The organism is Naumannella halotolerans, from assembly GCF_004364645.1.
Classification (GTDB): domain Bacteria; phylum Actinomycetota; class Actinomycetes; order Propionibacteriales; family Propionibacteriaceae; genus Naumannella; species Naumannella halotolerans.
The window spans coordinates 1,282,824-1,302,850 of the sequence record NZ_SOAW01000001.1 but is presented as its reverse complement, the minus strand read 5'-3'; the positions used below and the strand labels follow the sequence as shown (position 1 = coordinate 1,302,850).

General features: G+C 66.7%; 20 protein-coding genes. 10 read left to right on the top strand and 10 right to left on the bottom strand.

Annotation, left to right across the window (positions count from 1 at the left end):
• Positions 1–35: 35 nt before the first annotated feature.
• The 5 genes from uraD to ligA all read left to right on the top strand — a co-directional run bounded on the left by uraD (position 36) and on the right by ligA (position 5,859).
• Positions 36–551 (top strand): 2-oxo-4-hydroxy-4-carboxy-5-ureidoimidazoline decarboxylase, encoded by a 516-nt coding sequence (gene uraD, locus CLV29_RS06040; RefSeq protein WP_133754080.1) that lies wholly within the window; start codon positions 36–38, stop codon positions 549–551.
• A gap of 136 nt (positions 552–687) precedes the next feature.
• Positions 688–1,023, top strand: coding sequence for a hydroxyisourate hydrolase (gene uraH, locus CLV29_RS06035; protein WP_133754079.1), 336 nt, complete (start codon positions 688–690; stop codon positions 1,021–1,023).
• Between the two features lie 3 nt (positions 1,024–1,026).
• Positions 1,027–1,944, top strand: a complete 918-nt coding sequence (gene pucL / locus CLV29_RS06030; protein ID WP_133754078.1) for a factor-independent urate hydroxylase — start codon at positions 1,027–1,029, stop codon at positions 1,942–1,944.
• A gap of 226 nt (positions 1,945–2,170) precedes the next feature.
• Positions 2,171–3,634 carry a nucleobase:cation symporter-2 family protein gene (locus tag CLV29_RS06025; protein ID WP_133754077.1) on the top strand — a complete coding sequence of 488 codons (1,464 nt, stop codon included), beginning with the start codon at positions 2,171–2,173 and terminating at the stop codon, positions 3,632–3,634.
• A gap of 92 nt (positions 3,635–3,726) precedes the next feature.
• Positions 3,727–5,859, top strand: a complete 2,133-nt coding sequence (gene ligA, locus CLV29_RS06020; protein WP_208292774.1) for an NAD-dependent DNA ligase LigA — start codon at positions 3,727–3,729, stop codon at positions 5,857–5,859.
• 27 nt (positions 5,860–5,886) lie between these two features.
• On the opposite strand, the gene CLV29_RS06015 is transcribed toward ligA, so the two are convergent.
• A complete protein-coding gene (locus CLV29_RS06015) occupies positions 5,887–6,243 on the bottom strand; it encodes an MGMT family protein (protein WP_133754076.1) in 357 nt (118 codons plus the stop codon).
• A 213-nt stretch (positions 6,244–6,456) separates the two neighbouring features.
• Here CLV29_RS06015 and CLV29_RS06010 point away from each other — a divergent pair, with 213 nt between their 5' ends.
• Positions 6,457–6,687, top strand: coding sequence for a hypothetical protein (locus CLV29_RS06010; RefSeq protein ID WP_208292773.1), 231 nt, complete (start codon positions 6,457–6,459; stop codon positions 6,685–6,687).
• 34 nt (positions 6,688–6,721) lie between these two features.
• Here CLV29_RS06010 and CLV29_RS06005 read toward each other — a convergent pair whose 3' ends face one another.
• A complete protein-coding gene (locus tag CLV29_RS06005; RefSeq protein ID WP_243831872.1) occupies positions 6,722–7,333 on the bottom strand; it encodes an ACT domain-containing protein in 612 nt (203 codons plus the stop codon).
• 227 nt (positions 7,334–7,560) lie between these two features.
• Here CLV29_RS06005 and CLV29_RS06000 point away from each other — a divergent pair, with 227 nt between their 5' ends.
• From CLV29_RS06000 to gatB, 4 genes are all read left to right on the top strand, one after another.
• Complete coding sequence (locus tag CLV29_RS06000; protein WP_208292772.1) at positions 7,561–9,288, top strand: M20/M25/M40 family metallo-hydrolase; 1,728 nt, start codon at positions 7,561–7,563, stop codon at positions 9,286–9,288.
• Positions 9,289–9,556: 268 nt separating this feature from the next.
• Positions 9,557–9,877: an Asp-tRNA(Asn)/Glu-tRNA(Gln) amidotransferase subunit GatC gene (gene gatC, locus CLV29_RS05995; RefSeq protein WP_133754074.1), complete on the top strand. Its 321-nt coding sequence runs from the start codon at positions 9,557–9,559 to the stop codon at positions 9,875–9,877.
• Positions 9,874–11,358 carry an Asp-tRNA(Asn)/Glu-tRNA(Gln) amidotransferase subunit GatA gene (gene gatA, locus CLV29_RS05990; protein ID WP_133754073.1) on the top strand — a complete coding sequence of 495 codons (1,485 nt, stop codon included), beginning with the start codon at positions 9,874–9,876 and terminating at the stop codon, positions 11,356–11,358. Before gatC ends, gatA begins: the two co-directional genes overlap by 4 nt.
• 2 nt (positions 11,359–11,360) lie before the next feature.
• Complete coding sequence (gene gatB / locus CLV29_RS05985; RefSeq protein ID WP_133754072.1) at positions 11,361–12,854, top strand: Asp-tRNA(Asn)/Glu-tRNA(Gln) amidotransferase subunit GatB; 1,494 nt, start codon at positions 11,361–11,363, stop codon at positions 12,852–12,854.
• Positions 12,855–12,895: 41 nt separating this feature from the next.
• Here gatB and CLV29_RS05980 read toward each other — a convergent pair whose 3' ends face one another.
• The 8 genes from CLV29_RS05980 to CLV29_RS05945 all read right to left on the bottom strand — a co-directional run bounded on the left by CLV29_RS05980 (position 12,896) and on the right by CLV29_RS05945 (position 19,981).
• Complete coding sequence (locus tag CLV29_RS05980) at positions 12,896–13,405, bottom strand: flavin reductase family protein (RefSeq protein WP_208292771.1); 510 nt, start codon at positions 13,403–13,405, stop codon at positions 12,896–12,898.
• A gap of 56 nt (positions 13,406–13,461) precedes the next feature.
• Positions 13,462–14,073, bottom strand: coding sequence for a nucleoside deaminase (locus CLV29_RS05975; RefSeq protein WP_133754070.1), 612 nt, complete (start codon positions 14,071–14,073; stop codon positions 13,462–13,464).
• A 38-nt stretch (positions 14,074–14,111) separates the two neighbouring features.
• A complete protein-coding gene (locus tag CLV29_RS05970; RefSeq protein ID WP_133754069.1) occupies positions 14,112–14,993 on the bottom strand; it encodes an ABC transporter permease in 882 nt (293 codons plus the stop codon).
• Entirely contained in the window at positions 14,990–16,123 is a 1,134-nt protein-coding gene (locus CLV29_RS05965) for an ABC transporter permease (protein ID WP_166649149.1), read from the bottom strand. Before CLV29_RS05965 ends, CLV29_RS05970 begins: the two co-directional genes overlap by 4 nt.
• The gene (locus CLV29_RS05960; RefSeq protein WP_133754067.1) at positions 16,113–17,678 is read right to left on the bottom strand and encodes an ABC transporter ATP-binding protein; all 1,566 of its coding nucleotides are present in this window, start codon (positions 17,676–17,678) and stop codon (positions 16,113–16,115) included. Before CLV29_RS05960 ends, CLV29_RS05965 begins: the two co-directional genes overlap by 11 nt.
• Positions 17,675–18,571: a BMP family protein gene (locus CLV29_RS05955; RefSeq protein ID WP_166649148.1), complete on the bottom strand. Its 897-nt coding sequence runs from the start codon at positions 18,569–18,571 to the stop codon at positions 17,675–17,677. Before CLV29_RS05955 ends, CLV29_RS05960 begins: the two co-directional genes overlap by 4 nt.
• Before the next feature lie 229 nt (positions 18,572–18,800).
• Entirely contained in the window at positions 18,801–19,391 is a 591-nt protein-coding gene (locus tag CLV29_RS05950; protein ID WP_133754065.1) for a helix-turn-helix domain-containing protein, read from the bottom strand.
• On the bottom strand, positions 19,388–19,981 hold the full coding sequence (locus tag CLV29_RS05945; protein ID WP_133754064.1) for a helix-turn-helix domain-containing protein: 594 nt from the start codon (positions 19,979–19,981) through the stop codon (positions 19,388–19,390). Before CLV29_RS05945 ends, CLV29_RS05950 begins: the two co-directional genes overlap by 4 nt.
• Between the last annotated feature and the right edge of the window lie 46 nt (positions 19,982–20,027).

Sequence of the window (20,027 nt, the reverse complement as noted above, 5' to 3'; positions counted from 1 at the left end):
TCCCCGGCCGCCCGGCTGCCGATACCGTGTGCAGTATGCAGCTGTCGGAGTTCAACGCCCTGTCCGCCGATCGCGCCGCCGAACTCGTCGGCGTCTGGGCGAACGTACCCGGCTGGGTCACTGCGATCGTGGAGGGACGGCCCTATCCGGACCTCGACGCGCTGGCTGTGGCAGCCCGGCAGGCGGCTGCGGGCTGGCAGGCCGACGAACTGGACGCGGCGCTGGCCGACCACCCACGGATCGGGCAGCGGGTCGAGACGTCGGGGGCCCAGGCCGAGGCATCGCGTCGGGAACAGGCATCGATGGCCACGGCCGACGATGCCGTGAGCACGGCGATGGCGGCCGGCAACGCCGCCTATGAGCAGCGGTTCGGGCGGGTGTTCCTGATCCGGGCAGCCGGCCGGGGGCCGCAGGAGATGCTGGACGAGCTGCACCGCCGGCTCGGTAACGATGCCGAGGCCGAGACCGCCGAGGCAGTGGGCCAACTGACCGAGATCGCACTGCTGCGGCTGCGGACCGCGATCACCGACGACCGAGCCCAGATCGGATGATCATGGAACGGTGCGAGGGCGGGTACGACCGTTCGGCGGGCCGGGACGATTCGCCGGTGATCCTGTGGCCACCCGGAATTACCACCGACCCGGAAGTGCAACCGACCCCGAAGTGCCACCAGCGAAGGAGATCTCGATGCCACACCTGACCACCCATGTGCTCGACGCGACGACCGGTACCCCGGCCCGCGGTGTCGGTCTGCAACTCACCAGGGCCGATCGGAGCCCGGTCGCCGAAGGGGTCACCGACGACGACGGCCGGGCCGGTCTGGGGCCCGATCGACTCGACGCCGGTGACTACACGCTGACTTTCGCCACAGGTGAGCATTTCGCAGCGAAGGGCGTTGCGTCGTTCTATCCTGCGGTGAGTATCACGTTCAGTGTCGAGGTCGCAGGCGATGGAACTTCACCGCATTACCACGTGCCGCTGTTGCTCAGCCCTTTCGCATACTCGACCTACAGAGGGAGTTGAACGATGGCAGAAGTTTCGGTGAGCCTGGGGGCGAACAAGTACGGCAAGGCCGAGAACCGGGTGGTACGGATCGTCCGGGACACGCCTCGGCACGAGATCATCGACCTGAATGTCACCTCCCAGCTCCGCGGGGCCGCACTCGTCGATTCCTACCTCAGTGGCGACAACTCCCTGGTGGTGGCCACCGACACGCAGAAGAACACGATCTTCGCCTTCGCCAAGGAGTACGGGGTGAGCTCGGTCGAGGAATTCCTGCTGCAGCTGTCGAAACACTTCGTGGAGGGTTTCGAGTGGATCGAGGGCGGACTGTGGCAGGCCGAGCAGTACGACTGGGAGCGGATCACCGTCGGGGGCAAACCTCATGATCATTCCTTCGTCCGCAAGGGTCAGGCCACCCGGCTGGCGACGGTGCAGGTGATCGAGGGAGCCACCCATGTCACCGGTGGGGTGAAGGACCTGGTGGTGCTGAAGTCGACCGGTAGTGAGTTCCACGGCTTCCCCCGGGACAGGTACACCAGCCTGGTCGAGACCGACGACCGGATCATGTCCACCTCGGTCACCGGTCGCTGGCGTTTCCTGCCCGAGGCCGTGGCCGCCGGCATCGACTACAACGCCTTGTACGACAAGATTCTCGGCATTCTGCTCGAACAGTTCGCCAGCGTCCACTCCCTGGCGCTGCAGCAGACCTTGTTCGCGATGGGCAAGGTGGCCATCGAGCAGTGCCCGGAGCTGGCCGAGGTGAAGTTCGCGATGCCGAACATCCACCACTTCGTCTACAACCTCGAGCAGTTCGGGATCGACAACCCGAACGAGGTCTTCCACGCCGACGACCGGCCCTACGGCCTGATCGAGGGGACGATCGTCCGCGACGGCGCCGACCCGGCTCCCGAGGCCTGGCTGGACGTACCGACCTCGGTCTGACCCACCTGCGACGAGCCGGTCGGTGACCGGCACACGGCCGAACGCGGCACACATCCTGTGTGCCGCGTTTCGCTTGCGTAACACGCCTGTTAAGTGTCCGCTTCAACTGTGCCGGGTCGCTCCGCGGGGCAGGCCACTGGCCCTAACGTCGAGCAAGCACAACGATGGCTGCGATGGACGAAGCCCGCCGTGTCACCGGTCACGACGACTGAGAAGTGGAGCCACCATGACTACCGACGATCTGGGCACGACGAGTCCGCAGGACGACAAGGCGGCCAAGAAGGCGGCCCGGTCCGGCAACTCGGTCGACTCGGTTCCCCCGCTGTCCCGGTTGTTCCCGCTGGGACTGCAGCACGTGCTGGCGATGTACGCCGGGGCCGTCGCCGTCCCCCTGATCGTCGGCGGTGCGCTCGGTTTCACCGGCCAGGACCTCGCCTTCCTGATCAGTGCCGACCTCTTCATCGCCGGCATCGCGACGATCATCCAGTCGGTCGGCTTCTGGCGCTTCGGGGTGCGGCTGCCGCTGATGCAGGGTGTCACCTTCGCCGCTGTCGGGCCGATGATCGCCATCGGCACCGACCAGGGAATCCAGGCCGTCTACGGTGCGACCATCGCCTGTGGTCTGTTCATGATCGTGGTCGCGCCGTTCTTCTCCTATCTGCTGAAGCTCTTCCCGCCGCTGGTCACCGGCACGGTGATCCTGATCATCGGCCTGTCGTTGATGAGTGTGGCGGCCGGTTGGATCGTCGGCGATGCCTCGGAGGAGAACCCCGGGGCGCCCGTGATCAACGTCGCCTTCGCCGCCGGCACCTTGTTGTTCATCGTCCTGATCGAGCGGTTCGGGCCGCCTGCCCTGCAACGAACCTCGGTCCTTCTGGGGCTGGTGGCCGGCACCCTGGTCGCGCTGCTCGTACCGGGAATGGTCGACTGGTCCGGTGTCGGCGAGGCGAGCTGGTTCGGTCTGGTGACACCGTTCCACTTCGGTCTGCCGACCTTCGACTTCTTCTCCATCCTCTCCATGATCATCGTCGGCATCGTGATCATGACCGAGACAACCGGCGACATGATCGCGATCGGTGAGATCGTGGACAAGCCGGTCGGGCGCAAGCAGCTCGCCGACGGCCTGCGCGCCGATGGTCTGGGTACGGTCCTGGGCGGTGTCTTCAACACCTTCCCCTACACCGCATTCGCCCAGAACGTCGGCCTGGTCTCGCTGACCGGTGTCCGCTCCCGCTATGTCGCCACGATGGCCGGCGGAATCCTGATCCTGCTCGGTCTGCTGCCGAAGGTGGCAGCCATCGTCGAGGGCGTGCCCCGCCCTGTGCTCGGCGGCGCCGGTATCGCCCTGTTCGGTATGGTCGCCGCCTCCGGCATCCGTACCCTGACCACGGTCAAGTTCAACAACCGGAACATCCTGGTGGTGGCACTGTCGGTCGGTATCGCGCTGCTGCCCACCGTCGAACCGGAGATCTATGCCCAGTTCCCGAGTCAGGTGACTTTGATCCTCGACTCCGGGATCTCCGCCGGAGCGATCGCCGCGATCGTGCTGAACCTGCTGCTGAACTCCGAACAGATGCGGGAGGCCGGGGCCAACGATCCACAGATCTCGGCCCACGATGCGGTACGCGGGCCTGCCGCGGCCGCGCTACTGCACGAACAGAACGAGAACAAACCCGATTCCCACCACTGAGGTCCCGCGACTGGGGAAGCCGTTCCGGCGAAGCCCTACCGGGTCGGTCTCGGGCCGCTCACGGTGTCGGCGATCCCGGCTAGGTTGGGCCCGTGAACGACGCAGCCGACAGAGACGCAGCCGACACCGGGCCGATCCAACCACCGGCCGCTGACGCCCAGCGGCACAAGGAGTTGGCCGAGGAGCTGAACGAGCATCGTTGGCGCTACTACGTACTGGATGCGCCGACGATCTCCGATGCCGACTACGACCTCGGCATCCGGGAGCTGAACGCACTGGAGGAGCACTACCCCTCCTTGCGTACCCCGGATTCGCCGACCCAGCAGGTCGGCGCCCCACCGAGTGCGACCTTCGCGCCGGTGGTGCACCTGCAGCCGATGACCAGCCTGGACAATGCCTTCGAACCGGCCGAGCTGGATCGGTGGGCGGAGCGGGTGGTGCGTACCGTCGGTGCGCAGGCGATCGCCGAGTCCGGCTACCTGTGCGAGTTGAAGATCGACGGCCTGGCCCTGGATCTGGTCTACGAGGACGGGCGACTGGTGCGTGCCGCCACCCGTGGTGACGGACACACCGGGGAGGACGTGACGGCCAATGTCCGGACCATCGACTCGATCCCCACCCGACTCCTGCCCGGCCCCGACGGGGTACCGGCCCTGCTGGAGGTCCGGGGCGAGGCGTTCTTGTCCCTGGCGGCGTTCCGGGCACTGAACGAGTCCCTGGTCGCCGCCGGCAAGCCTCCGTTCGCCAACCCACGGAACTCGGCGGCCGGTTCACTGCGGCAGAAGGACCCGAAGGTCACCGCCAGTCGCGCACTGGACTTCATCGCCCACGGGATCGGTGCGGTCGAGGGCCTCGACCTGCCCCGGTTGTCGACCGCCTACGAGGTCCTGGAACGCCACGGACTTCCGGTGTCGGCACAACGTCGGGTGGTGCCCGACCTCCCCGGGGTGCACGACTACATCGCCTGGGCCGGTGAACACCGGCACGACTTCGTGCACGAGATGGACGGGGTGGTGGTGAAGGTCGACGAACGACGTCTGCAGGACCAGCTCGGTTACACCTCCCGGGCACCGCGCTGGGCGATCGCCTGGAAGTACCCGCCGGAGGAGGTGACCACGAAACTGCTGGACATCGCCGTCAATGTCGGACGGACCGGTCGGGTGACCCCCTATGCGGTGATGCAACCGGTGGTCGTCGCCGGGTCCACGGTCGCCAACGCGACCCTGCACAATGCCTCGGAGGTACGGCGCAAAGGGGTGCTGATCGGCGACACCGTCGTGTTGCGCAAGGCCGGTGACGTGATCCCGGAGATCCTCGGTCCGGTCACCGATCTGCGTGACGGCACCGAACGCGCTTTCGTGATGCCGACCGAGTGCCCTTCCTGCGGCACACCGCTGGCACCGGAGAAGGAGGGCGATGCCGATCTGCGCTGCCCGAACCAGCGCTCCTGTCCCGCGCAACTGCGGGAACGCTTGTTCGCCCTGGCCGGACGCTACGCCCTGGACATCGAGGTGCTCGGCTGGCAGGCGGCCGATGCGCTGTTGGCCGCCGGTCTGCTGGTGGACGAGGGTGACCTGTTCTCGCTGACCGAGGAGAAGCTGCTGCGGGTGCCGCTGTTCACCACCAAGGCCGGGGCGTTGTCGGCGAACGGCCACAAACTGCTGGCCAACCTGGCCGAGGCCAAGCATCGTCCCTTCGCCCGCTGTCTGGTCGCGCTGAGCATCCGGCACATCGGCAAGGGGGTGGCGCCCGAGGTGGCCTCGGCCTTCCCGAGCATCGATGCCCTGGCGGCTGCCAGCGAGGAGGAGTTGGCCGCGGTGGAGGGGATCGGGCCGACCATCGCCGCCTCGATCGTGGCTTGGTTCGGTGTCGACTGGCACCGCACGATCATCGACAAGTGGCGCGCGGCCGGCGTGGAGATGGCCGACGAACCGGGGGAGCGCAGCGACCTGGAGCAGACCCTGGAGGGGTTGTCCATCGTGATCACCGGATCCCTGCCCGGTTACACCCGCGACGGCGCCGCCGAGGCCGTCACCTCCCGGGGAGCGAAGGCGGCCTCCTCGGTGTCGAAGAAGACCGATTTCGTGGTGGTCGGGGACTCACCGGGGTCGAAGTACGACAAGGCGGTCGCGCTGAAACGCCCGATCCTGGACGCCGAGGGTTTCGCCGTGCTGATCGAACGGGGTCCGGAGGCGGCCGCGGAGATGGCCCGGATCGAGCAGTAGCAGCCTTCGTCCGGGATCGGGACTACTTCAGGCCCGGCCCGGATCGTCCTCGACGATCCTCGCGATGTGTGCTTCCCACTGACGGTGCAGGTCTTCCAGGTCGACCCGGTGTGCGGTGATCCGGCAGCCCCTGCCGCTCGCCTTGACCGCGATACCCTCCTCGCGCCAGTGCGCCAGCCAGCGTTCGGCCGGACGTACCGGATGGTCACCGGTGGCGTTGACCACCCGCCACCACGGAACATCGGCTCCCCAGGTGCTCATCACCCGACCGACCAGCCGCGGGCTGGTCCCGGTCACCCGGGCGATGTCGCCGTAACTGGCCACCCGGCCGGGTGGGATCAATTCCACCGCACCGAGGATGCGCTCCAGTAGCAGGTCGTCCACAGTTCGGCGCTCCTCCCTCCCGCTGGTCTCGGGCCGACGCTACGCCGTCGATGCGGCTGGGAGGAACCCGGCAGGCCAGAACTCATGTGGCCAGAACTCATGTGGCCAGGACTCAGCAGACCGGGACGGCAGCTCGGGTGAACTGGCTCACAGATTCGCAGGATGGGTCGCCGCCGCTCCGGATCCGAACCTGCGCCCGGTACAGTCGAGCGGGTGTTCTCGGATCTGAATCTCAGCGGTTCCACTCCCTCGCGGGTGCGTCCCAGGCTGGGGGAATGGGGCCCGACCGAAGTACCGGGAACGACGGCGAAGAAGCGGCAACGGTTCTGGGTGCCGTTCGTCTTCGTGGCCGCCCTGCTGGTGCTGTTCGCGACCGGCTGGCTGAACTACTATCTGCTCACCGGACGGATCGGCTTCGGCCTGGATCCGTTGATCACTCCTTGACCTGACCGTCTCGGGCGCGGGTCGTCCGGGACACTCAGCCGGCCATCGCCGCCAGGTGACGGATCCGGGCCAGCTCCGAGGGCAGGAAGGTCGGCCCGCCCTGACGCCCGACGACCAGCGCCAGGTCCGCCCGCACCGGAGCCGCGGCCAGGACGGCGTCACCCCAATCGGGCAGCCACCCCTCGGCCAGCTCCATGGTGGTCAGCTCCTCCAGGGAGCCCAGGGCCTGCAGTGATTCGGCGGTGAAGTCCGGCGCCATGTCGGAGCCGTAGACCTGTTCGAGGGTCTGTCGGTTGACCAGCACCGCCCATTCGCAGTGGAACACCGCCGGTGCCGCGGCGGTGAGCAGCTGAGGGGCCTGCTCGGGGCTGGCGGTCATCCGCTCCAGGGTCTCGATGTCGGCCTCCAGGCCGTCACCCTCGGGGTAGCGGGAGAACCACAGCACCCGTACCCCTTCGACGGCGGTGCAGGCGCTGACGAGCTCATCGGGCATGGTTCCCGGCGGCAGTGCGAGCATGAAGTCATCGATCGCGTGCCCGTCGTGTCGGCCCACCACCTCGACGGCGTGGATGTCTCCGCCGACAGTGCCGACCACCGAGGCGACGGCACCGAGGGAGCCAGGTCGGTCGGGCAGGGACACGCGCATCAAGAACACCACTCCATCATCCCCGACCAGTCCGACATGGTCCAACGAATCGCGGACTCCGCCCCGAGCAGTCTCCGGGTTCTCGTGTTCTTCCGGTGTTTGGTCACGGTTGGATCACGATCAGCCGTGAAATTCACATGGAACGGAGAAGAAACGCTTAGCTCGGGGTCAGCCTTCCCGCCCCCGAGAACGCGCCCCCCGGTGCGTCCTGAGCCCTCAGGAGTGAGATGAAATTGCGGAAGTCCTCAGCAGTGGTGGCCGCGGCCACGACTGCCGTGGCGATGGCGGTCACCGTACCGGCCTTCGCCGCCGTACCCCCGAACCTCGACGACCTGGTCGCGACGGTGAGCACGGACGCGGTGATGGATCACCTGCAGGAATTCCAGGACATCGCCGATGCCAACGACGGCAACCGGGCCGCCGGTGAACCGGGGTACGAGGCTTCCCTCGCCTACGTCGAGAGCACCTTGAGCGATGCCGGGTACGAGGTCGAACGGCAAGCCTTCTCGTTCCCCTTCGAGCAGGTCATCTCCTCCTCCCTGGAACTCGACGGGGAGGCGGTCCCGGAGACCGATGCGATCTCCATGGCCTACTCGCCCAGCACCGACGGCCCGATCACCGCCGGTCTGGCCAAGGCCATCGACGAGGCGAACCAGGGCTGTGAGCCGACCGACTACGACGCCAGCGCCGAGGGTGCCTTCGTGGTCGTCAGCCGCGGCACCTGCGCCTTCGCCCAGAAGTCGGAATCGGCCGGAGTCGCCGGTGCGGTCGGGGTGATCGTCTACAACAACGAAGCCGGCATCCTGAACGGCACCTACGGTTCGCCGACCGACGCCCAGATCCCCGGTTACGGCACCACCCCGGAGTTCGGTGCGTCGTTGCTGGAGCAGCTCGAGACCGCCGAGCTGACCATGGACCACGACGCCCTGGTCGAGGTCCGGGACACCTGGAACCTGTTGGCCGAGACCCCGGAGGGTCGCGAGGACAACGTGGTGGTCGCCGGAGCGCACCTGGACGGTGTGCTGGAAGGCGCCGGGATCAACGACAACGCTTCGGGCAGCGCGGTGCTGCTGGAGACCGCACTGCAGTTGCGGGAGAACCCCGAGATCATCAACAACAAGGTCCGCTTCGCCTTCTGGGGCGCGGAGGAGAACGGGCTGCTCGGTTCCACCCACTACGTCAACGATCTGGCGGCGAACGATCCGGCGGCGCTGGAGAACATGGTCGGCTACCTGAACTTCGACATGGTTGCCTCGCCGAACTACAGCGTCGGGGTCTACGACGCCGATGAGTCCACCTACACCGCCCCGGTCGAGGTGCCGGAGGGCTCGATCCAGATCGAGAGCCTGTTCACCGACAACTTCGATGCCGATGGCCAGCCGTGGGTGGACTCGGAGTTCAGCGGTCGTTCGGACTACCAGGCCTTCATCGACAACGGTGTCGCCGCCGGCGGCATCTTCTCCGGTGCCGATGGTTCGAAGACCGCCGAAGAGGTGGAGATGTTCGGCGGTACCGAGGGCATTCCCTACGACCCGAACTACCACAGCCCCGAGGACGACATCGACAACGTCTCCACCGAGGCGCTGGACATCTTCATCCCGTCGATCGCCGAGGCCATCTTCACCCTGGCCTACGACTCCTCGACGGTGAACGGCAAGTACCCGGTGGAGGAGCCGACGCCGACCCCGATGCCGACCGAGTCGGCCCCGAGCCCGACCGAGTCGGCCCCGAGCCCGACCGAGTCGACGCCGCCCTCGTCCGAGCCCACCGAGAGCCCCTCGGAGGAGTCGAGCGAGAGCCCGTCCACCGCGCCCTCGAGCTCGTCCAGCACCGACACCGACGGCGATCGTCCGCCGTTGGCCGACACCGGTGCCGCCAGTGTGGTGATCCCCGGACTTCTGGCCGGTGCCGCACTGATCGGCGGAGGGTACGCGCTGAGCCGCCGGCGGCAGTGAGGACAACCCGCCGGTGAAGCGAGGGTGAGTGACCCGCCGACCGATTTTCGACCGATCGGCGGGCACTGACCGAGGCGAGGACCGCCGTCCACCCGAAGACCGGTGGGCGGCGGTTCTCGCGTGCAGTGGAGTGCTGCGATTAGCAGCGTCGGGAGCGGCGCACTATTCTCGCTCCGAACCCCGAATTCCCCGCTTCGAGCGCCGGGGGTTCGTCGAGTTCGTCCCACCGACGGTGGGACATCATCAAGCAGTCGAGAGGACACACTTCGTGGCGAACGCGACTTCAGCAAACCGACTCAGCGCAGCCGATGTCGCCCGCTTGGGCAAGCTGGCACGGATCGAGTTGACCACCTCCGAACTGGAGCGGTTGGCCCCGCAGCTGGAGGTGATCCTGGAGTCCGTGGCCCAGGTCAGCACGGTGGCCGGTGGTGCCGACATCGCCCCCACCTCGCACCCCCTGCCACGGAGCAATGTCTTCCGGCCGGATCGGGTCGAGCCGTCGCTGCCGGCCGAACAGGCGTTGTCGGGCGCCCCCGCGGTAGAGGACGAGCGATTCCGCGTACCGCGGATCCTGGGGGAGGAGCAGTGAACGAACTGCTGGACTCCACCGCCTCCCGGCTGGGCGAGTTGGTCGCGACCGGTGAGGTCAGCGCCACCGAGATCGCCCAGGTCCATCTGGACCGGATCGCCGAGACCGACGAGGCGATCCACGCCTTCCTGCATGTCGACACCGACGGCGCCCTGGCCGCCGCAGCCGCCGCCGACGAGCGACGCGCCGCCGCGGAGTCCCGCGGGCCCCTGGACGGTGTACCGCTGGCGCTGAAGGATGTGCTCACCCAGCGTGGCGTACCGACGACCGCGGGGTCGCGGATCCTCGAGGGCTGGCGCCCGCCCTACAGCGCCACCGTCACCCAGCGGCTGGTCGATGCCGGGCTGGTGATCCTGGGCAAGACCAACATGGACGAGTTCGCCATGGGGTCCTCGACCGAGAACTCCGGCTACGGACCCACCCACAACCCGTGGGACCTGACCAAGATCCCCGGTGGTTCCGGCGGTGGTTCGGCCGCTGCCCTGGCCGCCCGCCAGGCGCCGTTGGCGATCGGTACCGACACCGGCGGATCGATCCGCCAACCCGGTGCGGTGACCGGTACGGTCGGGGTGAAGCCGACCTACGGCGGGACCTCCCGGTACGGTCTGATCGCCCTGGCCTCCTCGTTGGACACCCCGGGACCGTGCGCGCGCACGGTGCTCGACACCGCATTGCTGCATGAGGTGATCGCCGGTCACGATCCGCGTGATGCCACCTCCATCGACGCCCCGGTGCCGGCCGTCGTCGAGGCCGCTCGCAACGGTGACGTCACCGGAATGCGGATCGGTGTGGTCCGCGAGCTCGGCGGCGAGGGGTACGCACCCGGTGTGCAGTCGAAGTTCACCCAGACCGTCGCCTTGTTGGAGTCGCTGGGTGCGGAGGTGATCGAGGTCTCCTGCCCGAACTTCGTCCACGCGCTGGCGGCCTACTATCTGGTCCTGCCCGCGGAGTGCTCGTCCAACCTGGCCCGCTTCGATGCCATGCGCTACGGACTGCGGGTCGGCGACGACGGTGTGCGCTCGGCCGAGGAAGTGATGAACCTGACTCGTGAGGCCGGTTTCGGTGACGAGGTGAAGCGGCGGATCATCCTCGGTACGTATGCCTTGTCGGCCGGCTACTACGACGCGTACTACGGCTCGGCGCAGAAGGTGCGGACCTTGATCAAGAACGACTTCGACGCCGCCTTCGACACCGTCGATGTGTTGGTCAGCCCGACCGCGCCGACGACGGCGTTCAACCTCGGCGAGCGGGTCGACGACCCGCTGGCGATGTACCTGAACGACCTCTGCACGATCCCGGCCAACCTGGCCGGGGTCAGTGCCGGTTCCTTCCCGGTCGGTGTCAGTGCCGACGACGGCCTGCCGGTCGGTTTCCAGGTGATGGCCCCGGCGATGGCCGATGACCGCCTGTACACCGTGGGAGCGGCACTGGAACGCGAGCTGACCGATGAGTGGGGCCTGGCGAAGCTGGAGGTGAAGTGATCATGACCGAGTCGATCATGGAATTCGACACCGCACTGGAGAACTTCGACCCGGTGATGGGCCTGGAGGTCCATGTCGAGTTGAACACCGCGTCGAAGATGTTCTGTGCCTGCTCCACCGAGTTCGGCGCCGAGCCGAACAGCCAGACCTGTCCGACCTGCTTGGCGCTCCCCGGTGGTATGCCGGTGATCAACGGCAAGGCGGTGGAGTCGGCGATCCGGATCGGCCTGGCACTGAACTGTGAGATCGCCGAATGGTGCCGGATGTCGCGGAAGAACTACTTCTATCCCGACATGCCGAAGAACTTCCAGATCAGCCAGTACGACGAGCCGATCGCCTTCGACGGCCATGTCGACCTGGAGGTCGACGGTGAGCAGGTACGGATCGGGATCGAGCGCGCGCACATGGAGGAGGACACCGGCAAGTCGTTGCACGTCGGTGGTGCCACCGGCCGGATCCACGGTGCCGACCATTCGCTGCTGGACTACAACCGGGCCGGCGTACCGCTGATCGAGATCGTCACCAAGCCGGTCGAGGGGACCGGGGCCAAGGCGCCGCAGGTGGCGCGGGCCTATGTGCAGTACATCCGCGAGCTGATGAAGGCGCTCGGGGTCTCCCATGCACGGATGGAACAGGGCAACATCCGCTGCGACGCGAATGTGTCATTGCGCCCGGTCGGCACCACCGAGTTCGGTACCCGGACCGAGACCAAGAACGTGAACTCGCTGCGGTCGGTGGAGCGGGCGGTGGCCTATGAGATCTCCCGGCAGGCGCAGGTGCTGACCGATGGGGGCATGATCAACCAGGAGACCAGGCACTGGCAGGAGGGTGAGGGCATCACCACTGCCGGCCGGTCGAAGGAGACCGCCGAGGACTACCGGTACTTCCCCGAGCCCGACCTGGTGCCGATCGCACCGAGCCGGGAGTGGGTCGCGGAGTTGCAGCAGACGCTGCCCGAACCGCCGAACGTGCGGTTGAAGCGGCTCGCCGAGGCCTGGCAGTTCAGCGAGCTCGAGCTCCGCGATGTGGTGGCCGCCGGTGCGATCGACCTGATCGAGGAGACCGTCACCGCCGGCGCCAGCCCGCAGTCCGCCCGCAAGTGGTGGCTGTCCGAACTCGCCCGGCGGGCGAATGAGGCCGGTGTGGAGCTGGAGGCCCTGGCGATCACCGCGGTGCAGGTGGCCGAGATCCAGAAGCTGGTCGACGCAGGCACGCTGAACGACAAACTCGCCCGGCAGGTCTTCGAAGGGGTGCTGGCCGGGGAGGGTACGCCGGCCGAGGTGGTGCAGGCCCGGGGACTGGCCGTGGTCTCCGATGATTCGGCCCTCGGCGATGCCGTGGACCGGGCGATCGAGGCGAATCCGGACGTCGCGGAGAAGATCCGCGGTGGCAAGGTCGCCGCAGCCGGTGCGCTGATCGGGGCCGTGATGAAGGAGATGCGCGGACAGGCCGATGCCGGCAAGGTCCGGGAGTTGATCTTGGCCAAGCTGTCCTGATCGGGCTCTGGCCCCGTGGTGGGACTAGGGCTGTCCCGTCGTCACCCCGGTTCGGTGTCGAGGACGAGAGTCTGGTGATCGTGATAGATCAACGGAGCGGCGGTCCGATGACTGCTCGCCGAATGGACCTCCAGCAACACCAAGCGGTGGTCGCCCACCTCGGTTTCGCTGTAGATCGAACACTCCAGCCACAGTCGTGCGCCGTCGACGAAGACCGCGCCCGACTCCGTGCGATGGATGTCGATGCCCGCGAACCTGTCTCCACTGCGAGAGGCGAGTTGGCGAACGGCAACGGCATGTTGTGCCGCGAGAACCGATACGCCGAGTCGAGATGCACCGGCGAGCTGTCGCCAGGTGCGCGATGACGACTGCGCTGAGAAGAGCACCAGCGGCGGGTCGAAGGAGATGCCCACGGAGAAGGACGTGACCACCATTCCCACCGGGGTTGCGCCGTCGGGACAAGCAGCGACGGCGGTGATGCCGTCGGGGTGCTGGGCGAACATCCCCCGTAAGGCCGCCGGGTCCGTGGGAACCGGCGGCACGATTGCCACGGGTGGATGATCTTGGTCGAGCGGCAGAGCGCTCTCGGCCCACGGGTGGTCCCAACTCATGCTTCGGCACCGTTTCGGGCGTTGTAGACGGTGATCGCACCGGTGTCGACCGCGCGACGGTACTCCGAGAACACCGCCAGGGCCTCGTCGCGCAGTACGCCGTCGACCACCTCGATGCCGCGCTGCCGGAACTGGTGGTCCCAATCCGGATGCATCGGGCCTTCATCGAAGGTCGTGATCGACTCGAGCTCGGGCCCCGATCCGGCAACGACCAGTCGTTGCACGCCGGACCAGAGTGTGGCCCCGTAACACTGCACACATGGGCGCCAGTTCACGACCAGTTCCAGCGATCCCGCACCGGTGTCGGAAAGATCCCAGTGTCCGAGAGCCGCTTGCGCGGTGCCGATGGCCATGACTTCGGCGTGCGCCAGGCTGATTCCGCTCGCGAGGACGACGTTCACGCCGACGGAGACGATCCGTCCGGTCGCGGATTCGGCCACCAGCGCCGCGAACGGTCCACCATTGCCTTCGCGCCAGTTGCGGTCGGCGAGAGTGTGCACCAGCCGCATGCGGTCGGTGGGATCGGGTACTGCCGGTGGAACCTGATCCAGTGCCGCATCGATCCAGCCGGGTAGGTCGAGTGCGAACCCGGTCGAACTCAGTTGCATGCTTCCTCCGTGGGTGGGACAGGGCGACGCGGTCGGTGCTAGCCGGTCCGTCGCGGATGAAATGTGGTGCCAAGGGCCGCCGGGGCGAGGCGGGCGCGACCACCGATCACCAGGGCGGCAATGGTCACCAGGTAGGGCAGTGCGAGGAACAGCTCGTAGGGGACGTCGGTCGCCACCGTCTGCAGACGCAGTCGCATCGCGTCGCAGAACCCGAAGAGCAGGGAGCCCAACAGGACCGGGACCGGTTTCCAGCGGGCGAAGACCACCAAGGCCAGAGCGATCCAGCCGCGACCCGCGGTGACATCCTGGACGAAGATCCCGAGCGGCCCGCACACGAGTAACGCGCCGGCCAGCCCGGCAAGGGCGTTGCCGCCGATCAGGGCCAGGAAGCGAGTCTTGATCACAGGAATGCCGAGTGTCTCCGCCGCGACGGGTTCTTCGCCAACTGCTCCCAGCCGCATTCCCGAATTGGTCCGCTCCAGCCAGAACCACACCAGCAGCAGACAGACAAGAGTCACCGCGACCAGTTGCGGTAGCCCGAGACCGACCACCCGGGGAGGGGCTGCGCCGATGGTGTAACTGAGCTCGAAGAGGAAAGTGGTCACCGCTGACGCGAGAATCGTGAACGCGAGTCCGGTGACGATCTGATTGGTGCCCAGACCGACCATCAAGGTCGCCAGCAGCGTTCCCGCCAAGGCCCCGACGACGATGCCGACGATCAATCCGACCCAGGCGGATCCTGCGGCAAGTGCAGCGGTGTAACCGGCATAGGCGCCGACGAGCATGCTTCCCTCGACACCAAGGTTCAACACCCCCGCCCGTTCGTTGATCAACTCACCCAGGGCAGCGACGGCGACCGGGATGGCGAGCCGCAGGGTTGCCGCCGCCACTGCGACTACCAAGGCCATATCGAATGTCATCGGCCAGCCTTTCGTTGCTCCAGAACAGCGGACCCGATCACGAAGAACAAGATCACCAGCGATTGCAGGATGTCGACGGTCGTCGTCGGGATCCGTTCCGACCGACTCGCAGAGGCGAATCCCACACTGAGCGCAGCCATCAACGTTCCGGCCAGCAAGACGCCGATCGGATGCAGACGACCGAGCAGAGCAACCATGATCGCGGTGAAACCGACCGCACCACTGAACCCGCCGGCAATCCTGCCGCTCACTCCGGCCACCTCCACGAAGCCAGCGATTCCCGCGAGCAAGCCGGCGAGCCCCAGAACGAGGACCGCGTAGCGACGAGTGGAGATCTCTTGGGTCTGCAAGACCTCGGGGCTGCTGCCCATCACATCGATGCGAAGACCCAGACGACCGCGAGCCAGGGCAGCGGCGACGACCAGCACCGCGAGAACTGCGATCAGAGCCCCCAGATGCAGGTTGGTGCCCGGGAAGGACGGCAACTCGGCGGCTCCGATGGGTCGGCTCTGCGGGGTGTATGCGGCAGGATCGGGTATGCCCACGCGGATCGACCAGGCGACGATCGCTTGCGCGACGTAGTTGAGCAGCAAGCTGGTGATGACGACCGACGCGCCGAACTGGATGTTGAGCCACGCGCTCAGGATCGACCAGGTCGCTCCGGAGACGCCGGCAACGACGAGTCCCAGGACAACCAGTGCAGGTCCGGGGAGCGATTGCGCGACACCGGGTGCCGTGACCACGGCAACGGAGGAAACGGCTCCGACGAGAAACTGCCCTTCGGCGCCTATGGTGATCAATCCGGCCCGATAGGCCAAGGCGACGCCAAGACCGATCAGGATCAAGGGGACTGCAGTCGTGGCCGTACTGGTGAGAGCCCGTGGCGTGCCGAAGGCCCCCCTCACCACCTGTCGGTAGGCATCGACCACGGGCACCGACTGCAATGACAACAGGACTGCGCCGACGAGAAGCGCGAGAACGATCGCGGCAATCGGCAGAAGGATCGACTCGACTGCCGGACGGCGGAGAATCAGCAGCAGGCGTTGCGCGTAGGTGTCCACACGGTTCGCAGACCCGAGATGATCGTCCTCGGACGGCGGAGCCTTCTTGCTGGAGAGATCAGGCTTCACGGTCAGGGGCCATCCGATCGGCCGAACCCGGTGGAGGAGGGGTTGCTGATTCGGTCTCGCCGACCATTCCGGCCATCGCCTCTCCCAGGAGGTCGCGGTCGAACGGAGGATGGAACTCGACGGAGCGTTGCCCGGTCACCAGAACAATGATCCGGTCGGCAACGGCAAGCAATTCGTCGAGCTCGGACCCGAACCAGACCGCACAGGCATGCCTGTCGGCGACCGCCGAAAGGATCCTCTGAGCGATGAGGGTCGCTGCACCGGGATCCAGACCACGGGTCGGATAAGCGGCCACCACGACGTCCGGGTCCGCAGCCATCTCCCGAGCCAGTACGACCTTTTGCGCATTCCCACCGGACAGGCGGCCAGCTGGTGTCCTCGGTGTACCCCCGCGAACGTCCCAGGTCTCCAGTGGCTCCGCCCATTGGGCGAGCCGCTGACGCTTGGCGGCCCGCCAAGGGCGGCCCCTGCCCAACTCCAGATTGTCGGCGAGACTGAGTGGCGAGGCCAGAGCCCTCTGGTGGCGATCGGACGGAATGTAGGCGATACCGGCAAGGGGGCGATCGCGTGGATGCCCGGCGCGGAAGCGTCGCTCGTGCCAGGTGACCTGACCTTCGTCGGGGGTGGCCAGACGGCAGAGAAGCGTCTCCAGTTCGGCTTGGCCGTTTCCGTCGACACCTGCGATTCCGACGATCTCCCCGGGATGGAGGTCGAAGCTGCAATCGGTCAGGCGGCCATGCGTGACACTCTCCACACTCAGTACCGCAGGCTTCTCGTCGACGCGGGGTCGATGATGTGCACGGTCGATCTGTGAGTCGGCGGCATCCCCGATCATTGCCTTTGCCAGTTGTGACTTGGTGTAGCGACCTGGGGTGTCGGACTGCAGCACGACTCGGCCCTGCCGAAGCACTGTGAGCCGGTCGGCAGTGCTCATCACCTCCGACAGCCGGTGGGTCACGATCATGATCGCGCGGCCTTCCTCGGCCAGTTCGCGGCACAGCTTCATCAGCCGCACGGATTCGGCATCCACGAGGACTGCTGTCGGTTCATCCAACAGCAGCACCTGGGCCTCGGAGTCGAGGGCTCGCAGGATCTCGAGCCGCTGCCGTTCGCCCACCGAGAGTTGATGTGCGGCGATCCGTGGGCGCACCGGCAATTGGTACCGTTCGGTCAGTTTCGTGAGCCGCCCGACCAACGCGGACCGGCTTTCCCGCAGGGCTCCTGTCGGACGAGAAAGGGCGAGGTTCTCCTCGGCCGTATAAGTCGGGATCAGGGTGAAGTGCTGCTGGACCAGCCCTATTCCCAACTCGATTGCCGTTTGTCGAGAAATCTGGTTCGCGGGCTTTCCTCCGAGGCTGAGCATTCCCGTGGTTGGCCATTCGAGGCCGGCCAGAATCTTCGTCAGTGTCGACTTCCCGGCACCGTTCTCGCCGATCAGTGCGTGGATCTCACCTGCGTGGAGTTCGATGTCCACCGAGTCGAGTGCGGTGACCGAACCGTAGCGTTTGGTCAGGTTCTTTCCGGAGGCGATCACCGCGGGGGCCGCCGGGGTCACTCGGTGTTCTCCTCGAGGATCAGGCTGCCGTCACGCATCGCTGCTTCCTGTTCGGTGAACAGTTGCATCGCCTCGTCGGTGATGGCGCTCTCGGCGGCCGGGTTCACGACGACTGTCATCGCGCCGTCGGCGTATTTGGCCTCGTAGTAACCGGCCTGCCCGTCGAAACCGCCCTCGACATCGGCCACCATCAGGCGAAACACCTCGGCAAGGTTCCAGGTGAAGGATGCGACGACCCGGTCGGAACGGCCTGACATGTCGCCGGTGTAACCGACTGCGGTGAGATCACGTTGGTTCGCGGCTTCGATCTGACCGAAGGTCGGGCCCTGGCCGCAGCCGACGAACATCGTCGCACCCGCGTCGGCCTGGGCATTGGCGGTCTCCGTGGCCAGTTGGACGTCCTCCCAGTCGCCGACGGCCACGTACGACCCCGTCACCTCGGGACGAACTTCTTGTGCGCCGTCGAGGTAGGCGTTGTACATACCTCGGCACACGGGGATGTCGAACCCGGAAGCGCCGCCGACGTTGCCCTCCGGTTGGTAACCGGCAGCGAGGATCCCCATCAGGTAGGAGGGTTCGTAGAACGGCTGGGAGTAGTCGCCCACATTGCCTGCCACATCACCGAAGCCGCCCGCGTAGACGAAGAGCGTCTCGGGATACTCCGATGCGACCTGCTTGACGTCATCGCCGTAGTTGAACGAGTGGGCGACCACGATGTCGTAGCCTTGATCGGCATAGTCGCGCAAGGCGTCGACGGCGCCGCTGCCGGGTTCGATGTTCTCCTGGGTGGCGAGATCGGAGATGGCACCCTCTTCGAGCAGCTGCTCGCCGCCGGTGAGCGCGGCCTCACCCCAGGATCCGTCGAGGAACTGGGGATAGTAGATGATCGCCATCGTCGGCGCCTCGCTGGTATCGCCGCCGACGGACTCCCCGGAGTCACCCCCCGTGCAAGCTGTCGCCAGGAAGAGGCTTCCGGCACTCAGGAGGACAGCTGCCGTTCGGCGTGCATGGCGGCGCGAAGTTGTGTGCATGGTCACCTTCATCTCGTACAGGCGTGCCGGGCAGGTCCGGTTCGGCTGTCACGCTACGAGGGCTCTGTTTCTATTGTGTTTAGACGGAGGATCAGACAAGTAACGATTTGTCTGAGTTATCGATCGAGGGAAGACGGCAGGTCACGATCAGTGCTCGCACTCCTGCATCGGGGCCGGTGGTGAAGGAGTGTGGGACGGCGCCGTTGAGACGGACGGTGTCACCGTGCCGCAACCACATGCGTTTCGATCCGAACACCAAGGTGACCGCGCCGTCGAGGATGTGGATCAGATCCTCGCCCGGATGACCGAACTGACGAGGGTCCCGATAGCCGGCGGCCTGCTGGATCAGGTACGCCTCCAAGGGACTGTCGCTGGCGGCGAACAGCAGTTCCATGTGTACGGGGTTGTCGATCTCCTCGTCTTCGCCGGTCAGCTGGTGGCCGCCCGGTTGGGTGCTGTTGTCGTTGGGCGGGAGGAGGGCTCCGGGCCCCGTTCCGAGTGCCTCGGCGAGGGCGTAGAGGTAGCGGATGCTGGGCAGGGTGCGGCCGTTCTCGATGTTCGACAAGGTGGGCTGGGAGACGCCGGAGAGGTCGGCCAAGGTTCGGGTCGACAACCCGCGGAGCGTGCGCAACTCGCGAAGGCGGGCGCCGACGCCGTGATCCAGTTCGTCCGGTGAAGTCATCGGGGTCGGGTTTCGTCCAGGTGGTGCCCGTGAGTCGCGACCAGGAATGCCGTTCCTCCGGCGTCCCCGGCCCCACGCAGGCGATGGGGAACGGTGCCGTCGATCCCGATCCAGCACCCGGCGTCGAGTCTGTGGGGGAGGAGGCCTTCTCGCAGGAGGTCGAGTGAGCCCTCGAGTACGTAGAGGAAGTCGCTGCCGTCGTGCAGGAACGGATGGCTCTCGGTCTCGTGTGCGCGGAGCTGGATTCGATGTGCCTGGAGCAACGAGATGGGGCTCACTGTCAACGCTCGATCGGGTGGCTCTCCAGCTCGCCGCTGACGCATACCGCGTGTGCCATCGACCCGCTGCAGTTCGGCCCGGGCAGGGAGGAGCTCGTCGATCGACACTCCGATCGTCTCTGCGATCACACTCAGTGTGCGAAGACTGGGGAAGATCTTGCCGTTCTCGATGTTGGAGATGAACGGTTGTGAGACGCTGATGCTGGCAGCCAGCTCCCGGGTCGACAGCTGTCGGCGCTTCCTGGCGTCTCGGACGGCCGCACCGATGGCCAGGGCGATCGGTGCGGGATCGGTTTCCGATGCATTCTCCACAGCTCGACTCTATCCCTGGCGTCTTCGGTGCTGAGCGCTTGTCGGG